The organism is Arthrobacter rhamnosi (assembly GCF_054510975.1).
In genome coordinates, this window is the sequence record NZ_JBTNDN010000008.1 from 81,637 (window position 1) to 101,628 (window position 19,992).

Consider the following 19,992-nt stretch of genomic DNA (forward strand, 5'->3'; position numbering starts at 1 on the left):
CTGAAGGCCTAGTCCAGAAAATACTCGTAGCTGAGCGGCTTCAGGTTCTCCGGCGAGGGCCGCCAGTCAGGGTAGGCGCTCATCGTGCCGTCGTCAGTGGTGACTGAACCGTCGAGGTGACGTTCCCACTTGATCTCCGCGACGACGACCAGGTCGGTCAGCTCATAATCATTCGCGTGAGTGACCTCATTACGCGTCAGGATGACCTTCTCGACATGTCCCTGAGATCCCTTGACCTCGACATGCCGCTCTTCAGCCCCTCGCGTGGCGAGCAGATCGTAGGACCGATACGCGCCGACGTCCTCGACCCTGTAGCCGGAGGCCTCGTAATGAGTGATCGCCTGGCGGACCGCCTGCATCTCGATCGCCTTTTTCAGGATCGGGTCGGCGCAGAAACCCGCATAGCGCTGTCGAACGCCGTTCTGCCCGCCCACGGGCGGCGCAACAGGGAAAGTGTCGGAGCCGCCCCAGTCGCTCTCAGGAAGTAGGCCGTCGATAGTCTCGATCAGCTCCGCCGGCAGCTTGAACAGATACCCCTGATTCGGCTTGAGTCCACTGGTCGGATGCCTCTGGAACGGGAAGTAGATGGTCTGTCCGGCGGTATCCGTATAGGTACGCTCGAGGACACCCCTGACGCCCAGGATGTCCTCCTGGTGGTTCGACCGGAGATCGGTCAGTAGATAAGGCTTCGGCAGAGGGGTGTAATCAGTAAGGGGAATCGTGTTCGCCGGCTTCCCGTACCAGTCACCCGCGCGCGGCTGGAGTTGACCGGCCACGATCGACGCGCCATACATCCCCGATCTGAAGCGCATCGGGTTGTTCTTGCCCACCCAATGCAGCACGACATCACCGACGCTGACGTCTTTCATCAAGTCGTACCGAGGCGTATCGGGTGCGATCAGCTCGCTCCCCCAGGTGTCGACGTTGACCAATTCCATCCAATACCGCTGAGTGGTATCCCCGTCCCACCAGCGCGACTTCTTGACCGGTGTCACTGCCGCCATCTCTCCCCCAAACCTCGTCGATGACTACTGACGCTACTTTGTGCCGAGCAGCTCCGACGGTTTTCCGCTCCACGACACGACCAGACCGTCCCGTGCCCTCGTCGCGGCCACGTAGAGGAGCGAGCGTTCGCGCAGGAGCGCATCCGCCTGCTCGGCCGGTGCCAGGTTCTTCGATTGATGCGCGGCTGGCAGGTACTGATCGGACACGCCGAAAAGGACGACGCGAGTGAATTCCATGCCCTTGGAGCGGTGCATAGTCATCACGGCCGGCACGCCAGAGGCGACAGCGGATCCAGCGGTACGTGCAGTGATGCCCCGCTCGTCCAACCCGCTGATGACTTTGCCGATCTGATAGTTGGCCCGCACGAGGACGCCGACGGTCTCGAGCAGTACGCCTTCTTCCTGCCATGCCCGTAGCGTCTCGGCGAGGTTGTCCAGCTCCTCCACGTAGGACGCTGCCGCGTGTTCCTGCGGCACGGGTCCGGTCCGAGAGGACGTGTATCCGTTGACGGACTCGTCAGCGCCCTCGATATCCGTGATCGGCACACCGTTTAACAGGCCGACGGCATATGCCAGATTCTGTCGGGTGGTGCGGTAGTTGAGCGTCAGCCGACGCGATCTGCCGACGATTCCGATACTGAAACGGGACAGCGGAACCTTTTGTCCATAAATGCGTTGGTGGGAGTCCTCGGCGATGAAGATGTCGTCCGGACCCTGCTGTACCAGCTCCCGGAGAAAGAGCCAATGGCCCGCGTGCAGATCCTGCGCTTCATCGATCAGGACGTGATCGGCGGAACGCTTCGTGCCATTGCCGGCTCGGTTCCGCAGGACCAGTGCCGCCAGGTGCGCCATCTCCACGTAGGAGGCATGCATCTCGATCCTGTTGTGGTACCTGTAGCCCTCGATGAGCTTCCACACCGCCAGCCGTTTCGGCCGATTCAAAGCGGTGCCGCGGCCGGCCCGAGGGACCTTCAGGTACTCGTCCTTGGTGGTGATGACATTCGGCAGTACGACCGTCTCGTACTCCTGCTGTAGGAACGACGGGTTGGCGAGCTCGGGCTCCAGCCCATGCTCGACGTCGCGAAGAACCGATTCCCACTGCTGGCTCTCGTGGTCCGACCCCACGACTTTCCCGGGGGCTGCCGTCTCGAGGCCGAAAAGGCTTTTCATCGAGTACCGCTGTTCGGACTCGGTAGCGGCACGGAAGATCTTACTGACGAGTGAATCCACCCCGGCGATATGGATACCCGAGTCCCCAGGCCTCGCTGCACGAGGAAGGTTGGCGTCGAGCTTGGTCAACCCGGTCTCCAGGGACTCCGCGAGCGTCGTCGTGTACGTCGTCAGGACGATCCGCGCGGAAGGCTCCGCTCTGGACAGCGCGCGTGCCCGATGCAACAGTACGACCGTCTTCCCTGTACCTGCCCCACCTGAAAGCCGGAATGACCCGTTGTAGCGCCGTTCTGCGTAGACACGCTGTTCCGGGTGGAGGAAGGTACGCCAGGAATCGAAATCCCCGGCGTCGATGACCTTCTTCAGCTCCTCGGAATCAGTCCCCACAAAGGTGAACTGCATCTTGGTCGCCGGATGCTCGAGCGCTCGCCTGATCTTGTCCTCGTCGGATTCCTCCGGGTCATCGACGTAGCGCCCCAGAGCGAGCTTGTCTTGGACCTCGGAAACGGACGTGCCCGCCGCGAGCTCCAACAATGCCGTCGCCTGCCAATCCGGAGCATCGCTCAGGACGTCCAAAAGGTCTTCTTCTGAGGAGACTGCGAACGCTCGGTCTACGAGGTCTGCAGCAAGGCCGAGTTCTGCAACCAATCCGGCCTGATCCATCCCGCACTCTGTGAGTGGGTTCGTCCAGAGTGGTACGGGAACAATGTCCTCCTCGGGCTCTTCGGGAGCCTCCCTCTCGATCTCATCAGGGGGTTGCTCGGACTCGTCGTCCTCCGTCTCCGGCGTCTGATCTTCAGGATCAGGTGTGGAAGTTCGCAGCACCTCGAGCACGCCGTTGACCGAGTTGACCTGCAGCACACTGGAGCGCGCAATCTCGATGGCCTCATCGTGCGGCCACGCACCGTAGTAGAAGTAATGCGGGATGTTCTCGAAAGTGACCTTGAACAGCACTGCCCTGTAATTGAGGTCGATGCGTCCGGTACGGACTCGTGGGTCGGCTGGGGAATGCATCGGTTCAATATGCAGACCCGGAGCGGTGTCATCCTTCTGAAGCTTCTCGAAGAAGGAGTAGACCTTGGACCGCATCGAGCCGTCGATCCTGTCTCTCTGCCTCACCAACGTCACGAGTGCCATCTCAAGCCTCCTTCGTCTTCAGTAGTTTTCGAATGTCGTCGATGTCCGTACCGACTGCGGTCCAACCTGCAGCCTGCAACTCCGAGTGCCCGCTACCATCGAACACTATTCCGACCCGGAACTCCGGCCAGGCGATGTCGATCGGGTATCCCTCCACTTCGAACCCGAGCTCCGGCAGGATGTCGAGTCCTGAAGCGGCAAGCTCGATGAGCAGGGCCTTCTCCAGGTCGGTCGCCTGTTCGAGGAGCGTCGTCCACGCCGGGCTCAAGTCTGTAGCCGATTCCTGCAGGGTTGCTGCCGCAGTTGCCGAGCTTCCGACGCTGACGGCTGACGCTACGGAACCGATGGTCAGCCCGATCGGTTTGAATGCCAGCAGGTTGGAGAGCTGGAGCCATAGGCGCCAGGACGCCTCATGTGAGGATGAGCCGAGTGTCTCCGGCCGGTCGTCGAGGCAAAGACCGACGGCGATGGCGGACAGACTGTTCGGCGAACCCGCAGCGACGAAGCCGACACTGCCGGACCTGTAGGTCCACGCAGGCACACTGCCGCTGGGCAGGGCGAGCCGTTCTCCCCGAGCCAGTGCCGCCGAGTGATTGTATACGGTCTCCGCGTCCGCCGGCTGTGGTTTCTGGTGCATCAGCATCAGCGGTACCAGTTCCGAGAACTTCGTCCACGCCTCAGGATCGGGGTTGTTGACCCAGTGCCAGAGCATGCTCATCGCATCCCGGCCGAGCAAATTCATGATGGACGCGTCCACCGGGTACTTCGCCATCAATTGGGCATTCAGTTTGGCGTTCACCCAGGACGGCAGCACTGCTGGCATCGGCTGAGTCGCCTCGAAAACATCCACGTCCTGCCAGGTCACAGCCCACGGAAGCACAGCGGAGGACAACTCGGATGTGTGCCGGAGCTTGTCGCGTTTCTCGGCGTCGTTCGCGATCCGGTTGTGCTCCTGGGTCGCATGGAAGGAGAACCCGTCGGTGTAGATCGCCAGTACCGGGAAGTTGGGATCCGGCGGCCCTTGCAGCAGGAAGTCCGGCCGTGTGCCTGCGACATCCACCTGGGGTAGGAGTTGCCACTGGAAGTTCTGCCCCGGGATGCGGAAGGTGATGGTGTCAGCCAGCGCCCCCGGCGTGACCTTCGTATGTGCGCCTACGGCTTTGAGGCGGTCCATCCAGGCCTTGCGGAACCGCTTCTCGAGCAGGGATTCAATCGATGTCTGTTCGCTCGGCGCCTCTTCCGTGATGGTCCAGTCCGAGTACGACGGCGGTTCTTCGGAGTCGGGAGCAGTCTGCCCGGAGCGGAGTAAGAGTCCCAGCAGCCGTTCCGCGCTCGCCCGGGCTACCTTGTCGACCTGCCATGGCTCGGCGTGCGGAAGGAGGCAGTGATGGCAGGCGAGCCGTTCCTCGAAACGGCAACTGCAGTCGCGCACGGTCTCCCATGCTGCGTACAGCAATTCCCAGACCCGCTTCGCGTCCGAGAATTCGGCGAGATAGCCCGTCCCTCCGGGCACCTTGTCATGGAGCATGAGTGCCACTCGGCCTCCGCCATGTGCGGGGTCGTTAATCCTCAGCACCCCGAGGTGGTCCGGTGCGCCGCCGAGGACCTTCTGCAGGCCCAGGAGCAACGCTGCCTGAAGACTCGGGACCGAAAAGTCGTCGCCGTAGGTCACGTCGAGCGGAAGGTGGAGCACGACGCCCTGCGTGTTGAGCTCGCGAGCGAGCACTACTTCCTTGACGCTCTCCTGCTTCTCCTTCCGGAGCTTGCACCAGAACCGGTGCTCGTTCGGCTGGTTCTCCTTGGCGGACTGGTCCAGCTGGCCGCAGTAGGAGCACAGTCGGAACATGGGAGTCCGGACGTCATCCCCGGCGATGATCCGCACGCCGCCGTTCGAGGCCGTTCGGCCGGTGTTGATCCAACGGATGTCCACTCGGTTGAAGTACTCCGCGCCGAAGTCGTAGCCGTCCACGAACCAGCGCTTCTGCAGGTGCTGCTGGTCGATATCCGCAGCTGCAACGATCGTGAACCGTTCACGTACCCGGTTATCACGCCGGTCGTTGATGCCCGCCTCGTCGCGGCGGACTTCGGCTGAGACTTTCTTCATGACCACGACGTCGAGGATCTGGCCCATGTCGGCGATCGCTGCCGTCTTGCACCGGACGCAGCTCGTCACGGGAGCGCTCGTACTGACGTCCGTCTTGATCCAGCCACATTCTGGGCACACCTGCCACTTCTGAACGTGGCTTTGCTGCGGGCCCAGGTCCACGGCGTCGATGAGGATCTCCATGCCTTGCGCATAGAAGGTGGCCCCCGGCGCGAATTCGCTGAGCGCTACGGAGGCGCCACGGTTGTACGTCACGGTGTCCGTGACGAACTCCTGTGTGTCCGCGTCCTTCCAGGAGAGACCGACGTCGAGGCTGACGGAGTCGTCCAACAGCGTGTAGTTGGGCAGGACGCCGTAGGCCTCCAGTACTGAGATCCAGTAGTCACCACGGAGTTGCTTGAGTTGACTGCCGATCATCCGGAGGGTCGCCTTGGCGGTACGGAGTGCCTGGACTGCATCGGAGGACTTGTCCTCCAGACGCTCCGCTTCCGCAGCCGCAGTCTCCAACTCCGGCAGAGCCTTGTCGATCTCCTTACGACGTGCCTCGAGCTCGTCGATGTCGCCTTTCCACTCCGCTGCCGCCCGGATGAGGTGCCGAGCGAGACCGCTGGGCTCGCCGTCGTCGTGCTCGGATGCCCATCCGATCAGCCGTTCACGGCTTCCATCGGAGATCTTGCCGCTGAACTGGTTGAGGAACTCGGCCAAGTGCGTCTTGGCATTCGCCGTGGCGTCCTGGATGAGTTCCCCGATGAACGAGCCTGGCGCGACGCTTCCCAGCGCCTGGACGGCATCCCTGGGGTGCGGGCGGCCAGCGGTCCGCGCGAATCGGTCTGCCACATGCGCTACATACTGGCGTCCGAGGATCTCCTCGGCGTCCAGATAGGTTGCGGGGGGCCGGACCTCACCGTTGATGACGGACAGCGGATCGTGCAACTTGGGCAGATGCTCGCCGCGGCCGCGCACGAACGCGAGCACCAGCGAGTTTCCGGTCAGACGGCCTGCACGGCCGATCCGCTGCAGGTAGGACGCGACCGACGTGGGGAGAGACGCCAGCATCACGCAGGAGAGGTCTCCGATGTCAATGCCCATCTCCAGGGTGGGCGTGGCGACCAGGACGTTAGGAGCCTGCGGATTGTCCGAGCCCGACTTGAACTGCGTCTCGTAGCGGATACGTGTCTTGTCGTCCAGGAGGGAGGTGTGCTCCCGGGCGACGACGCGCTTGCTCTCTCTCGAGGAGTACAGATCCCGGTAGAAGTTCCGGGAGTCCGCTGCCTGTCGTGTCAGAGTGCCACTGCAACGGACGAGGGTGCACGGGGCGCCGTCGAGCTGGTCGATGACGGTCAAGCTCCCGGGCGTCACGGCTTTGCACACCCTGCAGGCCAGGACGTGGCGTCGGGACTCGAGGTCCTCGACGGCGGGCACGGAGAGCAGGACCTTCGCCGCATCCAGCCAGTAAACGTCGGCTCCGGAGTTGGTGCTGCTCGTGCCCAGCACACCGTCCTCGGCCAGCGCGGTGATCAGTGCTTTGGAGAGGTAGCCGCTATCCGACGGCGCGACGTCGAGGCAGCGCGCGGTCCACCGCGAGTACCAGGACGTCAACGGGGTGACGGCGTCGAAGTTCTCGGTGGCTGGGTCCGCGCGCCCGATCCGGGGAAATGCCGGTGCAGGTCGCCCGGATGGGAAGGCCGGCATGCCTTCGCCCTTGGGTCTGCCGCCCCAGATCTGCCAGCGTTTGCCGTCAGTGGCGATATAGCCCTTGAGCCATTCGTGATAAATCCCGCCCTGGAGGCGCACCCTTTCCACCGTGCCGCGGCTCCACTGCAGGAGTTGCTGATCGGTAGGAACTTTGTCCCCCACCATGGTCTGGTGCTGAACGCTCTCGTACGCCCTGCGGGCGACGGCGAGCATGTGCGTGGCGTTGCCCGCGTCCGTCTCGACAGCGAGGGAACCGGTGAGCTCCAGGGTCCGGCCGGTACGGGATTGCAGGCCGAGCTCCAGGAGGGCGTCGAACTGCAGCCGACGTCTGGCGTATCGGCGTCCCCGAGCTTGTTCCGCCGGGGTGGCTTTCGGGTCCCAGAACTGCCGGAAGCTCGGGCGGTCCACATACTCGGGCGTCACCAGTTGATAGCGCTCCATGGGGGAATTCGCTCCGGCTATGGCGGCATCGACGACCTCCGAGAGCGTAGCGGTTGTCACGCCCAGTGCGCGCCGCAGGGCGGTACGTAGCGTCATCGTGTGAGAGCGGGACTGGACGTAGCCAGCCCTGTGCGCGGCGTCCTGAACGCTGTCGGTGAAGACCAAGGCCTTCTTCTCACCTTCGTCCAGACCCTCCGCGCCGAAGAGGTTGGAGATACTCACGGAGAGCATGGTGGCGATGGCACTGCCCATGAAGGCGATGCCTTCCTTGGTGAGGCAGGAGGGGCAGACGTCTCGTTTGGACTGGTCGTCTGCATCCTGGCCGCTCAGCATCAGCACCGGTATGACGCGGCCTTCTGCCAGATCGGCGCTGTTCGCAGCGGGAGGAGTCTTGGAGAGGCCCCGGTTGACGGTGTGCAACCAGTGCAGTCCCTGGACCTGTTCCGCCCCGTCCTGACGAAACTCGATGATGTCTGCCTCCGCGGCGGCCGAGATGAGAGTCCTGAACCGGGGATTGTTTGCTAGGCGTGCCTCGCGGATCTTGGAGTCGTCCAGCTCCAGATCCATCCCCGTCGGCGCCAGGACGGCACCCCAACCGGACCGGCCGCAGTGCCGGCAATAGACCGCGGGCAGGAACATGTCATTCGACTGGTCCACACCATCGTCCGACCAACGGAACCTGGGAACGGTGTCGACGGCGGCGTCCACGCGTGACATCTCGCGAATCCACAGGTGCGTCTCGACGGTCAGAGCTTCGCGGCCGTACCGGGCACGGATGTGACTGAGCAAGGCGATGACGTGGGACAGGAATTCCTCCGCGTCGGCGGCGCCTACGCCCTCCGGTAGGGAATGCGTCGGGAAGATCGTCTGTGACAGCTTGGAGAGCTCGACGGCGGCTGTTGCGTTCTCGAGCAGGGCAGCCGTCAGCGGATCGGTACGCATTCCGTCCAAGAGATCTGTAGGCCGCTTCTCGAAAAGTGCATCGAGAACGGGCCCGACGACGGCTTCCGGCTCGGCGCCCGCATCCCGCAGCGCCGCCACGGCAGCGTTCGTCTCGGAGATCCTTTGCGCGATCGCGTGCAGATCCTCGGCCTGCCCGTCGCCGGTTCCGAGGGCTGCCCAGTCCTCCGGACGCAGCCTGGACTCGGTGACGACTGCTTCAATCGGAAACACTTCGCCGAAGACAGTTTCAGCGAAGCGGAGCATCGCCTCGGGATCGCCTTTGCTGCCCAGCGTTGCGGAGGTAGCTATGGGGGTGACGCGGCCGAGCGGTCGAGCGCGGTCCTCTTCGGTCAGGCCGTGCGGACGGTCTGTGAGGTCGTCCGGCCAGTAGCTCTTGAGCGACAACCCGAGTCGGCGCAGCAGCATGGCGACGTCGGTGCCCTGCGCGCCGTCGTAGGTATGAAATTCGTCCAGGACCACGTACTGCAGGCTCGTCGCGGACTTCTTCCAGAGAGGCGCGTCCTCCTGGCGGAGCAGGAGCATGTCCAGCATCTTGTAGTTGGTCAGCAGGATGTCCGGCGGGTTGTCGCGGAAGACCTGCCGGTCGTTGATGAGCCCGTCGCGGGACACCTTGGTTCGGCTGGTGTCCTGCTGTCCCGTATAGATGCCGGCGCTGATTCCGGAGAGTTCGGGATAGGTAGTCAGCATCTCGGCCAGCCGCTTGGCCTGGTCGTTGGCTAGGGCGTTCATCGGGTAGAGAATGAGCGCCTTCATGCCCGTAACGCCGTCCCTCTTGGCCCGAAGGACATGGTCCAGAATCGGGTACAGGAACGCCTCCGTTTTGCCGGAACCGGTACCTGTGGTGACCAGTGTGGGCTCAGGACGCCAGCTGGTGCTAGGACCGTTGCTACCGATGGCTTTGCTGCTCAGTCGCTGAAAGGCCCGCGCCTGGTGACCGTAGGGCTCATACCCCTCATACCAGTCCAGACAGTCCCGCCAGCCGCGCTCGGCCGTTTCAAAGGGAAGTCGAAGCCGGACGTAAGAGCCCTTGAACAACCCGTTCTCCGGGTCGGCGAGGAACTCCTTGATAGCGGACTGGGCGTTGCCATCCGTAAGAGCGAACGTGGTGGCCAAGTAGTCCGAGAGACCACGACGAAGATCACCGGCTTGGCTGGTAGGCAGCAGTTCCGACATCAGGAGCTCTCCCCCAACATGCTCGAGAAATGCGCATATGCCTTACGCATGTCCTCTTCGCGGTCGAAGCTCTGGAACGGGAACTCGAAAACGTAGTCGACGCCACTCTGCGGATGTGTCCAAGTTCGATCCTCGAGCGACATGTTTTGGCCAAACTTCTTGTACAGCCGGTTCATGTCGCCCGGAACCTTGCGACCATTGGCGTCATAGAGGTCGTTCTGTTCATAACCTCGGAGGACCGGGAACTGAGTGCGATAAATAGTGCAAAGTTCTTCCACCTCAACTCCAAGCACGATTGCTGCGATAGCGTCCAGTTCAAGCTGAAGGCATCTTCGCGCCAAAGCGATCCGGGTCGGGCTAGTATTTTCCCATTCTGATTCTGTAGCCGAAATCCATAGATCCGAAAAGTCTTTTGTAAGGCAGATCAATTTCGCAGCCCGAATCCGCACTTCTTTACTCAGGCCGTGACCGACAGGTGCCGGTAAGGTATCAACCACTGATCCATAAAAGTGTCCGAGCGATCCTGACTTGGTCAAGAAATCCACGGGGATAGAGCCCAAAATGCCGGCCAACTCCAAGACCGTTGCACCATCAGCGATCGAATCACCATAAGCGGAGATCACGCCGTTTACGTGGGCAGCGCCGGGTAAAATGACCGTTGGATAGAAGGTCCTTACACCAGTCGTGGCCGCCATGAGTCTCCAAGCGACGCGATGTTGTTTCCGGGCGGAGATTTTATGACCATCCAGATACCAACTCGAGTAATCAGCGTCGTACTTGTCAAGGTTGCCTGCGGGTTGGTAACTTGTCCGCGGGATGAAGTTTGTAGGTAAAGCCTCGAGGTCGATCTCAGTCCAGTCCTTATTACTCTTCATTGTTGGATTCGGCTGCTTTGCGAACGGATTGGCAACGTTGAAGTGAGGACCTTGGAGGATAACCTTATCCCATACCGCGGGGATGCCGGAGCCTACTTCAAAATAGCCCTTTTTCCGGTCAATAGATTCGTCCCAACCGCGAGAGTACTGCAGTCCTAAATCGCGCATGCGTGGTGCGCCACTGAGCTTCTCCAAAACTTGACTGCTTGCGCGGTTAACGGGATACACCATCCGGGCTTGAACGGCGGGTGTCCCAGGGGCGTCGAGGATGTCCGCCCAAACAGCCAACGTGAATTCGTTCACGTTTATGATGCGCCCGGAATGCGGTCGAGTATCCCAGTTACCCTCGTCGTCTTTAAGGCCCGGAACTTCGCCCGATCCGTCATGCATCTCTGATCGAACAACTGTGTCCGGGTGGTACAACGATGCGGCCATGCGGAACCGCGGAGACTGTTCTCGAGCACCATAAACGTGTACGCCGTATGTTACAAGGTTGTGAATTTCAAACAATCTCAACTCATTAATGAATTGCCAGTGTCTTCGCAAGCGGCAGTATGCCTCGGCGCGGAGGTTGGCCGCCTTCTTCTCGCTGAAATGCGATTCTGGGTGGATGAGCGTGACGATACCGTTCGGGGCGGACGATCGCCAAGTGCGGATCATAAACGCCCGGTAGAGGTCTGGCTGAAGCCCCGCTAGAAGGGCGAAGTCGCCAGTTGAACTGAGGAACTCCGAAAGGATAGCTGTGGGAACCGCGTTCTCTATGAAGTAATCGCTCAAACCTTCACGCGCCAGTGTCTCTTGGCGCTTCGCCTGAATCTGCGCCTGCGAAGGCTTCTCCGCAAGTTGCCACCAAGGATCACCTTCGGCCAATAAAGCAGCTTCATCAGATCGCGGCCTCACCCACGGCGGGTTACCTACCTGAAGGTCGAAGCCACCCCGAGCGAAGACGGACGCGAAGTCGAGTTCCCAGTGGAAAAAGCCCTGGTCGGCCGCCGTTTCCTCACAGACATTTAGCCAGGGGTGCTGATCCTTAACGCTGGAGATTGCTCTGACCTGCGACGTGCTTAGGTTGAAGGACTCTATAGCTTCTAGCTCGCCCCAGGATGCCATAGATAGCACTGACGTTTGGCCCTCGATGATTCCGTATTTTCGTAAGGCCTTACCAGCGGAGGGTTCAATCCCGAGGATTCCCTCGAGCGCGGAGATCCACTCCTCGAGCGTCGGAGGCCGAACTCCTTTTGTCGCGCGCTCCGTCAATGGCCAGAACCACAAAGCATTCCACGCATCCATAATTCTGCGCAGGCGCTGATAGGAACCGTCTTCATCGTTTAGCGACTGCTCGATCTGCTCGCGAGTGACGGCGGGGGTACCAACAGATTCGCCCGCAATGTCGGAGTCCCTGACGGGTAAAGTGAATTTGCCGAAGTAATCGATCTCTCTGCGCGCCTCGGTCTCAGCTACCTGCAGGCGGCGGAGCGTCAATTTCCACAGCGATTCCACACGACTACTCAAGGCGAGAAGGCGGTCGACCTGCTTCTTGCTCGGCTTCACCTTGACTTTGGTCCGCCAGGCCTTCAGCTCCTTTTGAGCTCCACCCGCCAAGTCTTTGACTTCCTTCGCATCGGCGGCCGCACCCCACCCATCGGACGGCAACAAGAAGTGATGAATACGGCTAACGACGTTCGGGTCGTCCGTGTCCTCCGCCATCGCCGCAACTAGACCCGTGAGCCGTGCTTCGACTGGCTCGGTCGTCAGCCACGTCTTGTCATTGACCGATTGAAGTGAATACGTAGCACGCCGTGAACCGATGAGTGAGTTTCCTCGGCGCAGACGCAACCCGAACCACGGAGCTTGAAGATCTTTGACCATGGTGTCGAGCCAGAGCGACACTTCGGCAAGCTCGACCGCCGTGGGGTTCAAGTCAACGCCATGGACCTGGTGAAGGGCGATCTGTGCTTTCACCTTTTGCAATTCTTGGGGGTAATCATCTGCCGGGATCTGCAGATCGAGTTCCTTCTGCTTGCGTCTTAGATACTCATCGGCGAGCTGACGAACCGCTTCGATGGCGAATGCCCCTGAACCCAGCGCGGGCTCGCATACGGTGAGTTTGAGGATGTCGTCCGCCAGGGTTGTCATCCCATCTTGATCCAGCAGTTCTTCCAACGCCTGCGAGACGACAAACTTGGTCATCACCTCGGGCGTGTAATACGAGGCAGACTGTTGGCGTTCGCGGCCCGCCAGACGGAACACAAAGGTTCCGGCTTCATGAAGCACAAGCTTCTTTTCCCCCGTCCGCTCGTCCTCGTACCTGACGAAGTGCTTGGCGTCGATGGACTCGGATCGGTCCACGGGAACCACCCAGGAACCCTTTTCCGGGTTGCCGTCCTTTGCAACCTCGTAAAGGGGCTCGGCGGCGATGAAGCCGGTATAGGACATCAGGCCCTCGTAAACTGCGCCGAGCTGGTTGATGCCCAGCTCGGCGTAGGAGATGAACCCGCGGTCCTTGCCACGGGCCTCTTTGCTCAGCAGGAGGTGCTGCAGGACCCTCTGGAGCTCGGAATTGCTCAACTTCGCATCAGCGATGAGGGAAGTAGCTGATTGTTGGAACAGGTCGGCCTTCAGAGGTTGAAAGACGAGTCCTTCGTTATCCCCGGAGGGGACGGCATCGGTCGACGATCCGCGCTTCGGCCTGTGGCCGCCGTCGACAAGCCGGAACAGCCGTTCCAACGATTCGTAGATATGAGTGCCGCGCTGTGATTCCTGTGACTGGATGTTGACGAGCGTCAGTTCCCGGAGCCGGTCCAGGCCGTAGCCCTCGGTGTACTCGCCTGCCCCGACGGGAAGCACCCCCATCTCCGGGGAGGCCTCCGCGTACAACAGGAAGAGGATGCGATAGAGGAACCGCAGCGACTGTCGAGCCAGATCCTGACCGTCGACGTCGTCCACCGGCAATCCCTGCGAGGCACGCCTCGTGAGCACGTCATTGGCGATGATTTCGATGGATCGTCGGATGCCCTCACGTAGGTCCTTTGAGACACCTACGGTGTGCTTGACGGATGCCCCCAGGACGGCGTCCCACCAGATGGATTCGTCGGGAGTAGGCATGAGCGAGTCACGGCCGAAGACAGAAAGGAAGCGGTCGATCTCGGAATGTTTCCTGATGTCGTTCCGGTCGACGACCAGCAGCGCGTCGGCCGCGAGATAGCGGCCCTCCGCCCAGCGTTCCTGTTCTGTCAGCACGAGCCAACGCCCGGCCATGATGACGATGTATCTCGGCGAGCGTTCAGCGAGGAAGATCTCGGAGACGACCTTAGCTGCGGTCTGGGACGGCATCTCCTTGCCATCGACGAGGACACGACCGAGGGGCTTTACCGATGAGAGAACGTCTTCAGCGGCGTCGGCTGCGCCGGCTTCGAGAAACAGGACGTCACCGTTGTCCGTCGTCCATACGCCGGGGACCGATGTCTCGGTGCCGCTGCGCTCGAAGGTGACTGCCGCCGTCGTACCTCGGAATCCGAGCGCATCGCGCAAGAGCGCATAGGCCTCGGGGGCGCCCGCAGGGTCTTCGGCCAGTCCGGCGAGCAGAATTTGCAACCTGCCGCGAACCTCGGAGAAGCGGGACAGGGTGGTGGGGTGGCCTTCCTTGCCCTGTTCGTCCCAGGATTTCCGGAGTTTGATGACTTCCGCTTGGAAGGATTCCTTGGTGGAATCCGTGGTGAAGAAGTGTTCGCTGATCCAGCCTTCACCGACGACGATCGAATCAAAGGATGGCATTACTGGTCAGCACCTTCCGGTACGGCGGTAGGGGTATTGCGCGGCACGACGATCAGAAGCGGGCGGACCAGGCGCTGAGCCGGCGCGAGCGAATCTGCGATGAGCTGTTCCTCGGTAACCCGCTCCCGTTGCTTCTTGACCTCGGCCCGCTGGGCGAAGTCGAAGGAAAGCTGGGTCCAGCGCGCTGCTCGGTCCCTCCACGCCTGCAGCCGCTCCTCGGCTGCTTTCACCGCGAACTCGAAGGTCAGTTGCATGGTCTGCGTGGCATTCTCAACTGCTTTCGGAAGGAGTGCCTGCAGCCCGTCCAGACTCACGGGGCCGGGGTTGGTTGTCCTGGCGTGGATGCCGATGGCTGCCAGGTGCTCCCCCAGATCCTCCAGCGGCTGATCGATACAGAAGTCAGGGTTACTCGGGTCGGGGAAGTCGACCGCGATGAATGCCTTGGACACGACCTGCCCACGGCGGTTCATGAGAGTACCCATGAGCAGAACCTGTGGAGCATCGACGTCGCCGCGGACGGCGAGCACCTCGCTACGGGACATCGACCCCAAGGCGCGGTCGCTGGCCCAGTCCAGCACGGGATGGAGAGGACCGAGATAGTGCGCTTCCGGCCAACTCATGTCATCCGATTCGCGAGCCCGGTCCAGTTCACGGGTTCCGGCTTCCACGGTGGTGGCGAACTTGAGGCGCTCGGTGACCTTGCGTTCGGACAGGTAGTCCTGAGGAAGATAGCCCAGTCGGTGTTGGAGGTCTGCCGGCGGGTTCAGCTCGGCCATACCGTGACCGGGGTGGATGGTCCAGCCGAGCTTTTTCTGGGGTTCGCCGAAAGCCTCGTTCAGCGCCTCATCGAGGAAGTCCAGGTCCGTGGAGTAGAGACCCAATGGCTTCTCCACGGGTACGTCCTCGCTTGGCCCGTCCTGGTTGAGCGCTTCAAAGTCGAGGAAGTCCCAGACGTCGCCTGACTCCGGATCAGGGTCTGCTTCTCTCACGGTGTCGTCGAACTTCGCTCTACCGAGGAGGACTTCCAGGATGGCGGCCTCCTCCTGCTTGGCGCTGTACTTGCCCATGAGGGAGGCGACATCGTTCAGCACGGCATGCGCCTCGTGCTCGCGCTCCATCAAACGGGTGAGCACCTTGATGTCACCGGAGAAGCGGGTGTTGTTCGGGTTCAGCAGGAGGGTAGTGATTTGCGGTTTGTGGCGCTGGCCGAAGCGGTCGATGCGGCCGTTGCGTTGCTCGATCCGGATGAGGCTCCATGGGATGTCGAAGTGGATGAGGTGGTGGCATTCCGCGTGCAAGTTGACGCCCTCGGAGGCCACGTCACCGGTGACGAGGACCCGCAGCGGACTGTTGCCGCGCTTGAACTGATCCACGATGCTCTGCTGTTCGACGTCGCTGAGGCCGCCATGAAGGATACCCACGTTCTCCGGCTTGAGACCTAATGCTTTTGGCAACGTCTGCTGAAGCCATTTCAGCGTGGCGACGCGCTCGGCGAAGACCACCGCTCGCATCGGCGATCCCTTGCCGACGCCGATCTTCTTGAGGTAGTTGACGAGCTCGTTGTACTTGGCTGACTCACCCGTGTTCGCATTGTGCGCGAGCTGCTGGAGGCGAGCCAGTGCCTCCGTCTCCCTGGCTTCGGTCGGGGCGTCCGCGTCGAGCTTCTTCAGGCGCTCGGCGACGGTCTCCAGCAGTGCGGCCGGGCTGGAGAGGAAGGCTTTCGCGAGCGTCCAGGAGAACAGGGACCCGTTCTGGCCCGAGTACGGGGACGGCCTGCCGTCGGGGTAGAGCCAGGTGTCGGACAGTTCTTCAGCGATGGCGTTCTCCGCGGCAGATGCGGCGACGAGTCGATTGTCCGGTTCCTCCCGCTCGGCCCAGTCCGCACCGACCTCCTGGGCGACTTCAGGACTGTGGCGGTGCCGACGGATGATCAGGTTGTCCACCTGTTTGAGATCAAAAGTCCCATCGGGGCGGACGACCGTGGGGTCGAGGAGCCGGAGGAGCTCGGCGAAGGACTCGTTGCGGCCGTTGTGCGGGGTGGCCGACGCGAGAATCAGGGCCTCTGTGTTGGGGGCGAGGATGCGGGCGAGCTCGTTGTTAAGGGTACCGGTGTTGGTGAGGTTGTGGGATTCGTCGATGACGACAGCGTCCCAGTGCAGCTTGCCGAGCTGCGCGCGGTAACGGGCGCTCTTCAAGGTGTCGATCGAGATGATGGCGCGCTTGTAGTACGTGAAGGGGTTGCGCGTTGCCGGCAGCTTCTGGCGGACCTTCTGGATGCCCGCAGAGTCGAGACGGACGAACGGAAGAGCGAAGCGGCACCAGAGTTCGTGCTGCATCTGCTCCAATACGTGGCGGGGTGTGACGACGAGAATGCGCTCCCCGCGGCCGCGCTTGACGAGTTCGCTTAGGATCATGCCGATCTCGAGCGTCTTACCGAGGCCAACAGCGTCAGCGATGAGGATCCGGGGCCGGATGTTCTTGGTGTCGAGAGCTTTGGCGACGGCAATCTGCTGGTACTTCAGGTTTCTCGAGAGCATCCGGGTGGACACTGTGAGGTGTTCCGCCGACTGCGGCGTGGGCGTCTTGCGGAGCGTGGTCTCCAGGAAGAGACGTGCCTTGCGATAGTTCGGGGTGTCGTCCGCGACGACCCTGGACTTAGCGGGGTTCACCACTTCGATGTCGTCCAGGGCGGAGTAGAAGGCCGCGGTGGTGTCCCTGACGAGCTCGCTGAGGCCTTGGACCCTGACGAGTGTTCCGTCCACGGATTTCTCGAGGCTGGTGACCAGCCACTCTTCATCCCGGACATGGACTACCGAACCGGGCGCGACGTTGAGCACTTCTACCGACGTGTCTACTGACAAGCTATTAACTCCCCCAGGCAGTGATTCGGCTGCAGGTCCTCACACAGCTCATCTCAGGATAGGTGCAGAGCGATTAGGGTGTGAGCAATGAGGCCCTATGTCGTGGAATGGGCTTCTAGGGATGGCTCGAGAGACCTTGCTCGTCAGCCCGCAACAGAGCGAGCGATTGAGAGAAATATGACGGACGACGGCATCGGAAACCCATCAATGCACGGTTTAGTGCACCAACGTACTGAAGGGGATCCTGTCGGCTTCATCGAGGGACGTTATCGTCCGCGACAGGGGGCACTTTTCTTTGCTGCCTCTCATACTTCCCAAGGCGTGATTCAGCACCTCGTGCGGGACGTCCCCGACAACTTCACCCATCATGGATGGAGCCCCCAGGCCGAGTACCGCCGAAATCAACAGTGGGTTCCCATTGCTGACGCCCTAGGAACCGACGCTCACCAGTTCAATGTCCATCCCAGCGATTGGGCCAACCTGCGAGGGCGCTGGCGACTCACCAACTCGAGAGGAGCGGGCGACTCCGTTGCAGCCGAGCTTTGTACTGCTGCCATTGATTGGTGGGACGAGCAGCAAATCTCTCGCCATCCATCCGACGAGAGCGATCCGCAGATGATGGATTTCTGTGCGGTCTTTCCGAGCCTGTGGGCCCGGCGCAGCCCGGATGATCCGGAATGGAACCTCGACTATGTGACGGACACCGCTTGTTGGACTCGGAAGCGCGAAGGCAGTTGGTACTTCAACGGGAGAATCCCACCTCGGCTCCGGGGACAGGCTGATGCGCGTGCTCAATTCAGCGCATCCCTATGGCGTGAGTACGCTGATGCCCGGACCCGCGTTTCGAAAATCCCTGACTTCTCGGAACCCGACCTGTTGCAAGAAGAGGAGTCCATCGCGAAGGTTCTTGCGATAAGCGCAGACTTCCCTGTCCTGCTGCCGCTCCTTCCACTCTTAATGGCTGAAGAGCGCTGGACCTTCACGGAGCTGGGAAAGTACAGCGCTCTCAACGCGGAAGCCGAGGTCCGGTCTGCACATGGTGTCGAGCCGATCCGTCTTGTCCTGAAGAACGGTCTCTCGAGCTGGGCTAGCCGAGGGAAGCTCTGGCAAGAGGAAGCTTCACAGGGGTCGGGCGAAGACTGTGTACAGATTGGCATTGAGCATCTCCTTGAAGCTTCGCTGAAGATTGATGCAGGGGAGACTCACATCGACCAGCGCTGGACGGAGGAGTTCCATGGGTCCAGAACTTTTATGATCACAGACACCGAAGCTGCGGGATACAAGCTCGATTTCCCCATCTACGATGTCGTGCGAGGCAACGAAAATCTCAGCGACGCCGGATGGCGGCGTTGTATGGACGGCATCCAGGGATGGAACTTGGAGACCGTGCGTGAGCTCAGCGTTGAGCATCACATGCCGGACTGGCCATGGGACGAAGGAGGTGCTTCCACGACAGCTGTGGAGGTAAGCCCAGAACTGATTCCGCTCCTTGAGCAGTTCTTCGACCGGGACAACCTAGAGAGTAACGAGATTTGGGGGCCGAAGTGGTCGGACTTCTTACAGTGGGTACGCGATTGGGCATGAGCACCACTCCCGGGGCAAAGAGCCTGCCTACTGGCGGAAGTATCCCGGCGCGGAACGCCTGCGGGTCCCTTTCATGGCAGGCGCTCGCAATCTATCTATATTTCGAGCTCAGCACTACTTCTACCAGGAGCCCGCTCCGAGTGAACTTCTGGAGACCGCAGAGAATTTGATTTCGAAACATATAGCTTATTCCGTCGGCCTTCCTCCATCGGAGTTCCGCCTAGCTGTCGCACGGCGGTGTCTGCCGAGCAGGGTGTTCAAGCAAGCGGTACGACGCTTCGCGTCGGATTGACCGACCGGCTACGCCGTTCCGTTTCGGCTGGTGACAGCACTGTCCGCCCTTCTCTTGGCAAGGCTCCAAGCCCGGCTTTCGCGGCATGTCCTCGCTCCGCTTGCGGTATTCCACGGTCCGACCTCTCCACCTTGCCAGTTGACATTGCGTGTAAGTGAAAACGGCGTTGCCAAAGGAACGGGGGGGGGGCAAAGATGAAAGAGGGACTCACGGTGGGCACGATAATGGCACCGAAGGACGTAGCTGAGTTGTACGGCGTGACAAGCCAAGAGCCTGCTCAGTGGCACCGAGCCAACCTCGGACCGCCCTACTCCATGCTCGGACGAAACACAGTCCGGTACGACTCCGGCGACATCGAAGACTGGTTCAAAGACCCTGCTAACGGGTACCTCCACGATTACCCTGCCAGCCGATGAACGCCGTGCCCCGTGGTGACCGTTCGTGCACGACGTTAGGCTGATGAGCGTCGCTACCATCGCCCTCGAAACCACCAAGAACCAGGCTCGTAAGCTGCTCGACCCACGCATCGAAACTGTCACCGATCTGGTGATTACACGCAAGCGCGTAGACGAACTGCGCGAGCATCTCGCCGAGGCAGAACGTGTGGACAAAAGGGCCTACGTCCTAGCAACCAAGGACGGATGGAGCGAAGACGAACTGAAGAAGCTCGGCCTCGAGGCCGGTGGAGTAGCCAAGCGTAAATCGCGACGCAGTGGAAGCGCCTCCGACGGAGCTTCCAGTGATTTGATTACAGCAACCAAGAACACCAATGATGCAACAAACAACTGAAACGCAGAATGACACTGAGACGCAGAGGGGTGGGGGGTGCCCCCGCTCGGAGGCAACCCCCCCCCTTTGTAACATACCACCCCCCCCCCCCTTTTTCCTTTCCCTCCCCCCCCAAAAAACACATGAAGTG

The 19,992-nt window shown here is 61.3% G+C and carries 7 protein-coding genes; 2 read left to right on the forward strand and 5 right to left on the reverse strand.

Annotation, left to right across the window (positions count from 1 at the left end; translation table 11 throughout):
- Nucleotides 1–8 precede the first annotated feature (8 nt).
- Genes ACX80J_RS16060 through ACX80J_RS16080 form a run of 5 tightly spaced genes read right to left on the reverse strand, consistent with a single transcriptional unit; the run spans nucleotide 9 to nucleotide 17,197 of the window.
- Complete coding sequence (locus ACX80J_RS16060) at nucleotides 9–1,004, reverse strand: protein NO VEIN domain-containing protein (RefSeq protein ID WP_459348475.1); 996 nt, start codon at nucleotides 1,002–1,004, stop codon at nucleotides 9–11.
- Between the two features lie 33 nt (nucleotides 1,005–1,037).
- Complete coding sequence (locus ACX80J_RS16065) at nucleotides 1,038–3,311, reverse strand: 3'-5' exonuclease (protein WP_459348476.1); 2,274 nt, start codon at nucleotides 3,309–3,311, stop codon at nucleotides 1,038–1,040.
- 1 nt (nucleotide 3,312) lies between these two features.
- Nucleotides 3,313–9,687 carry a DEAD/DEAH box helicase gene (locus ACX80J_RS16070; protein WP_459348477.1) on the reverse strand — a complete coding sequence of 2,125 codons (6,375 nt, stop codon included), beginning with the start codon at nucleotides 9,685–9,687 and terminating at the stop codon, nucleotides 3,313–3,315.
- A complete protein-coding gene (locus ACX80J_RS16075) occupies nucleotides 9,687–14,336 on the reverse strand; it encodes an Eco57I restriction-modification methylase domain-containing protein (protein WP_459348478.1) in 4,650 nt (1,549 codons plus the stop codon). Before ACX80J_RS16075 ends, ACX80J_RS16070 begins: the two co-directional genes overlap by 1 nt.
- On the reverse strand, nucleotides 14,336–17,197 hold the full coding sequence (locus tag ACX80J_RS16080) for a helicase-related protein (protein WP_459348479.1): 2,862 nt from the start codon (nucleotides 17,195–17,197) through the stop codon (nucleotides 14,336–14,338). The genes ACX80J_RS16075 and ACX80J_RS16080 overlap by 1 nt, the downstream gene beginning before the upstream one ends.
- Before the next feature lie 177 nt (nucleotides 17,198–17,374).
- Between ACX80J_RS16080 and ACX80J_RS16085 the strand changes: the two genes are divergently transcribed.
- Both ACX80J_RS16085 and ACX80J_RS16090 read left to right on the forward strand, forming a co-directional pair.
- A complete protein-coding gene (locus ACX80J_RS16085; protein ID WP_459348480.1) occupies nucleotides 17,375–18,781 on the forward strand; it encodes a hypothetical protein in 1,407 nt (468 codons plus the stop codon).
- A 751-nt stretch (nucleotides 18,782–19,532) separates the two neighbouring features.
- Nucleotides 19,533–19,862 (forward strand): hypothetical protein, encoded by a 330-nt coding sequence (locus ACX80J_RS16090; RefSeq protein WP_459348481.1) that lies wholly within the window; start codon nucleotides 19,533–19,535, stop codon nucleotides 19,860–19,862.
- Nucleotides 19,863–19,992: the final 130 nt, after the last annotated feature.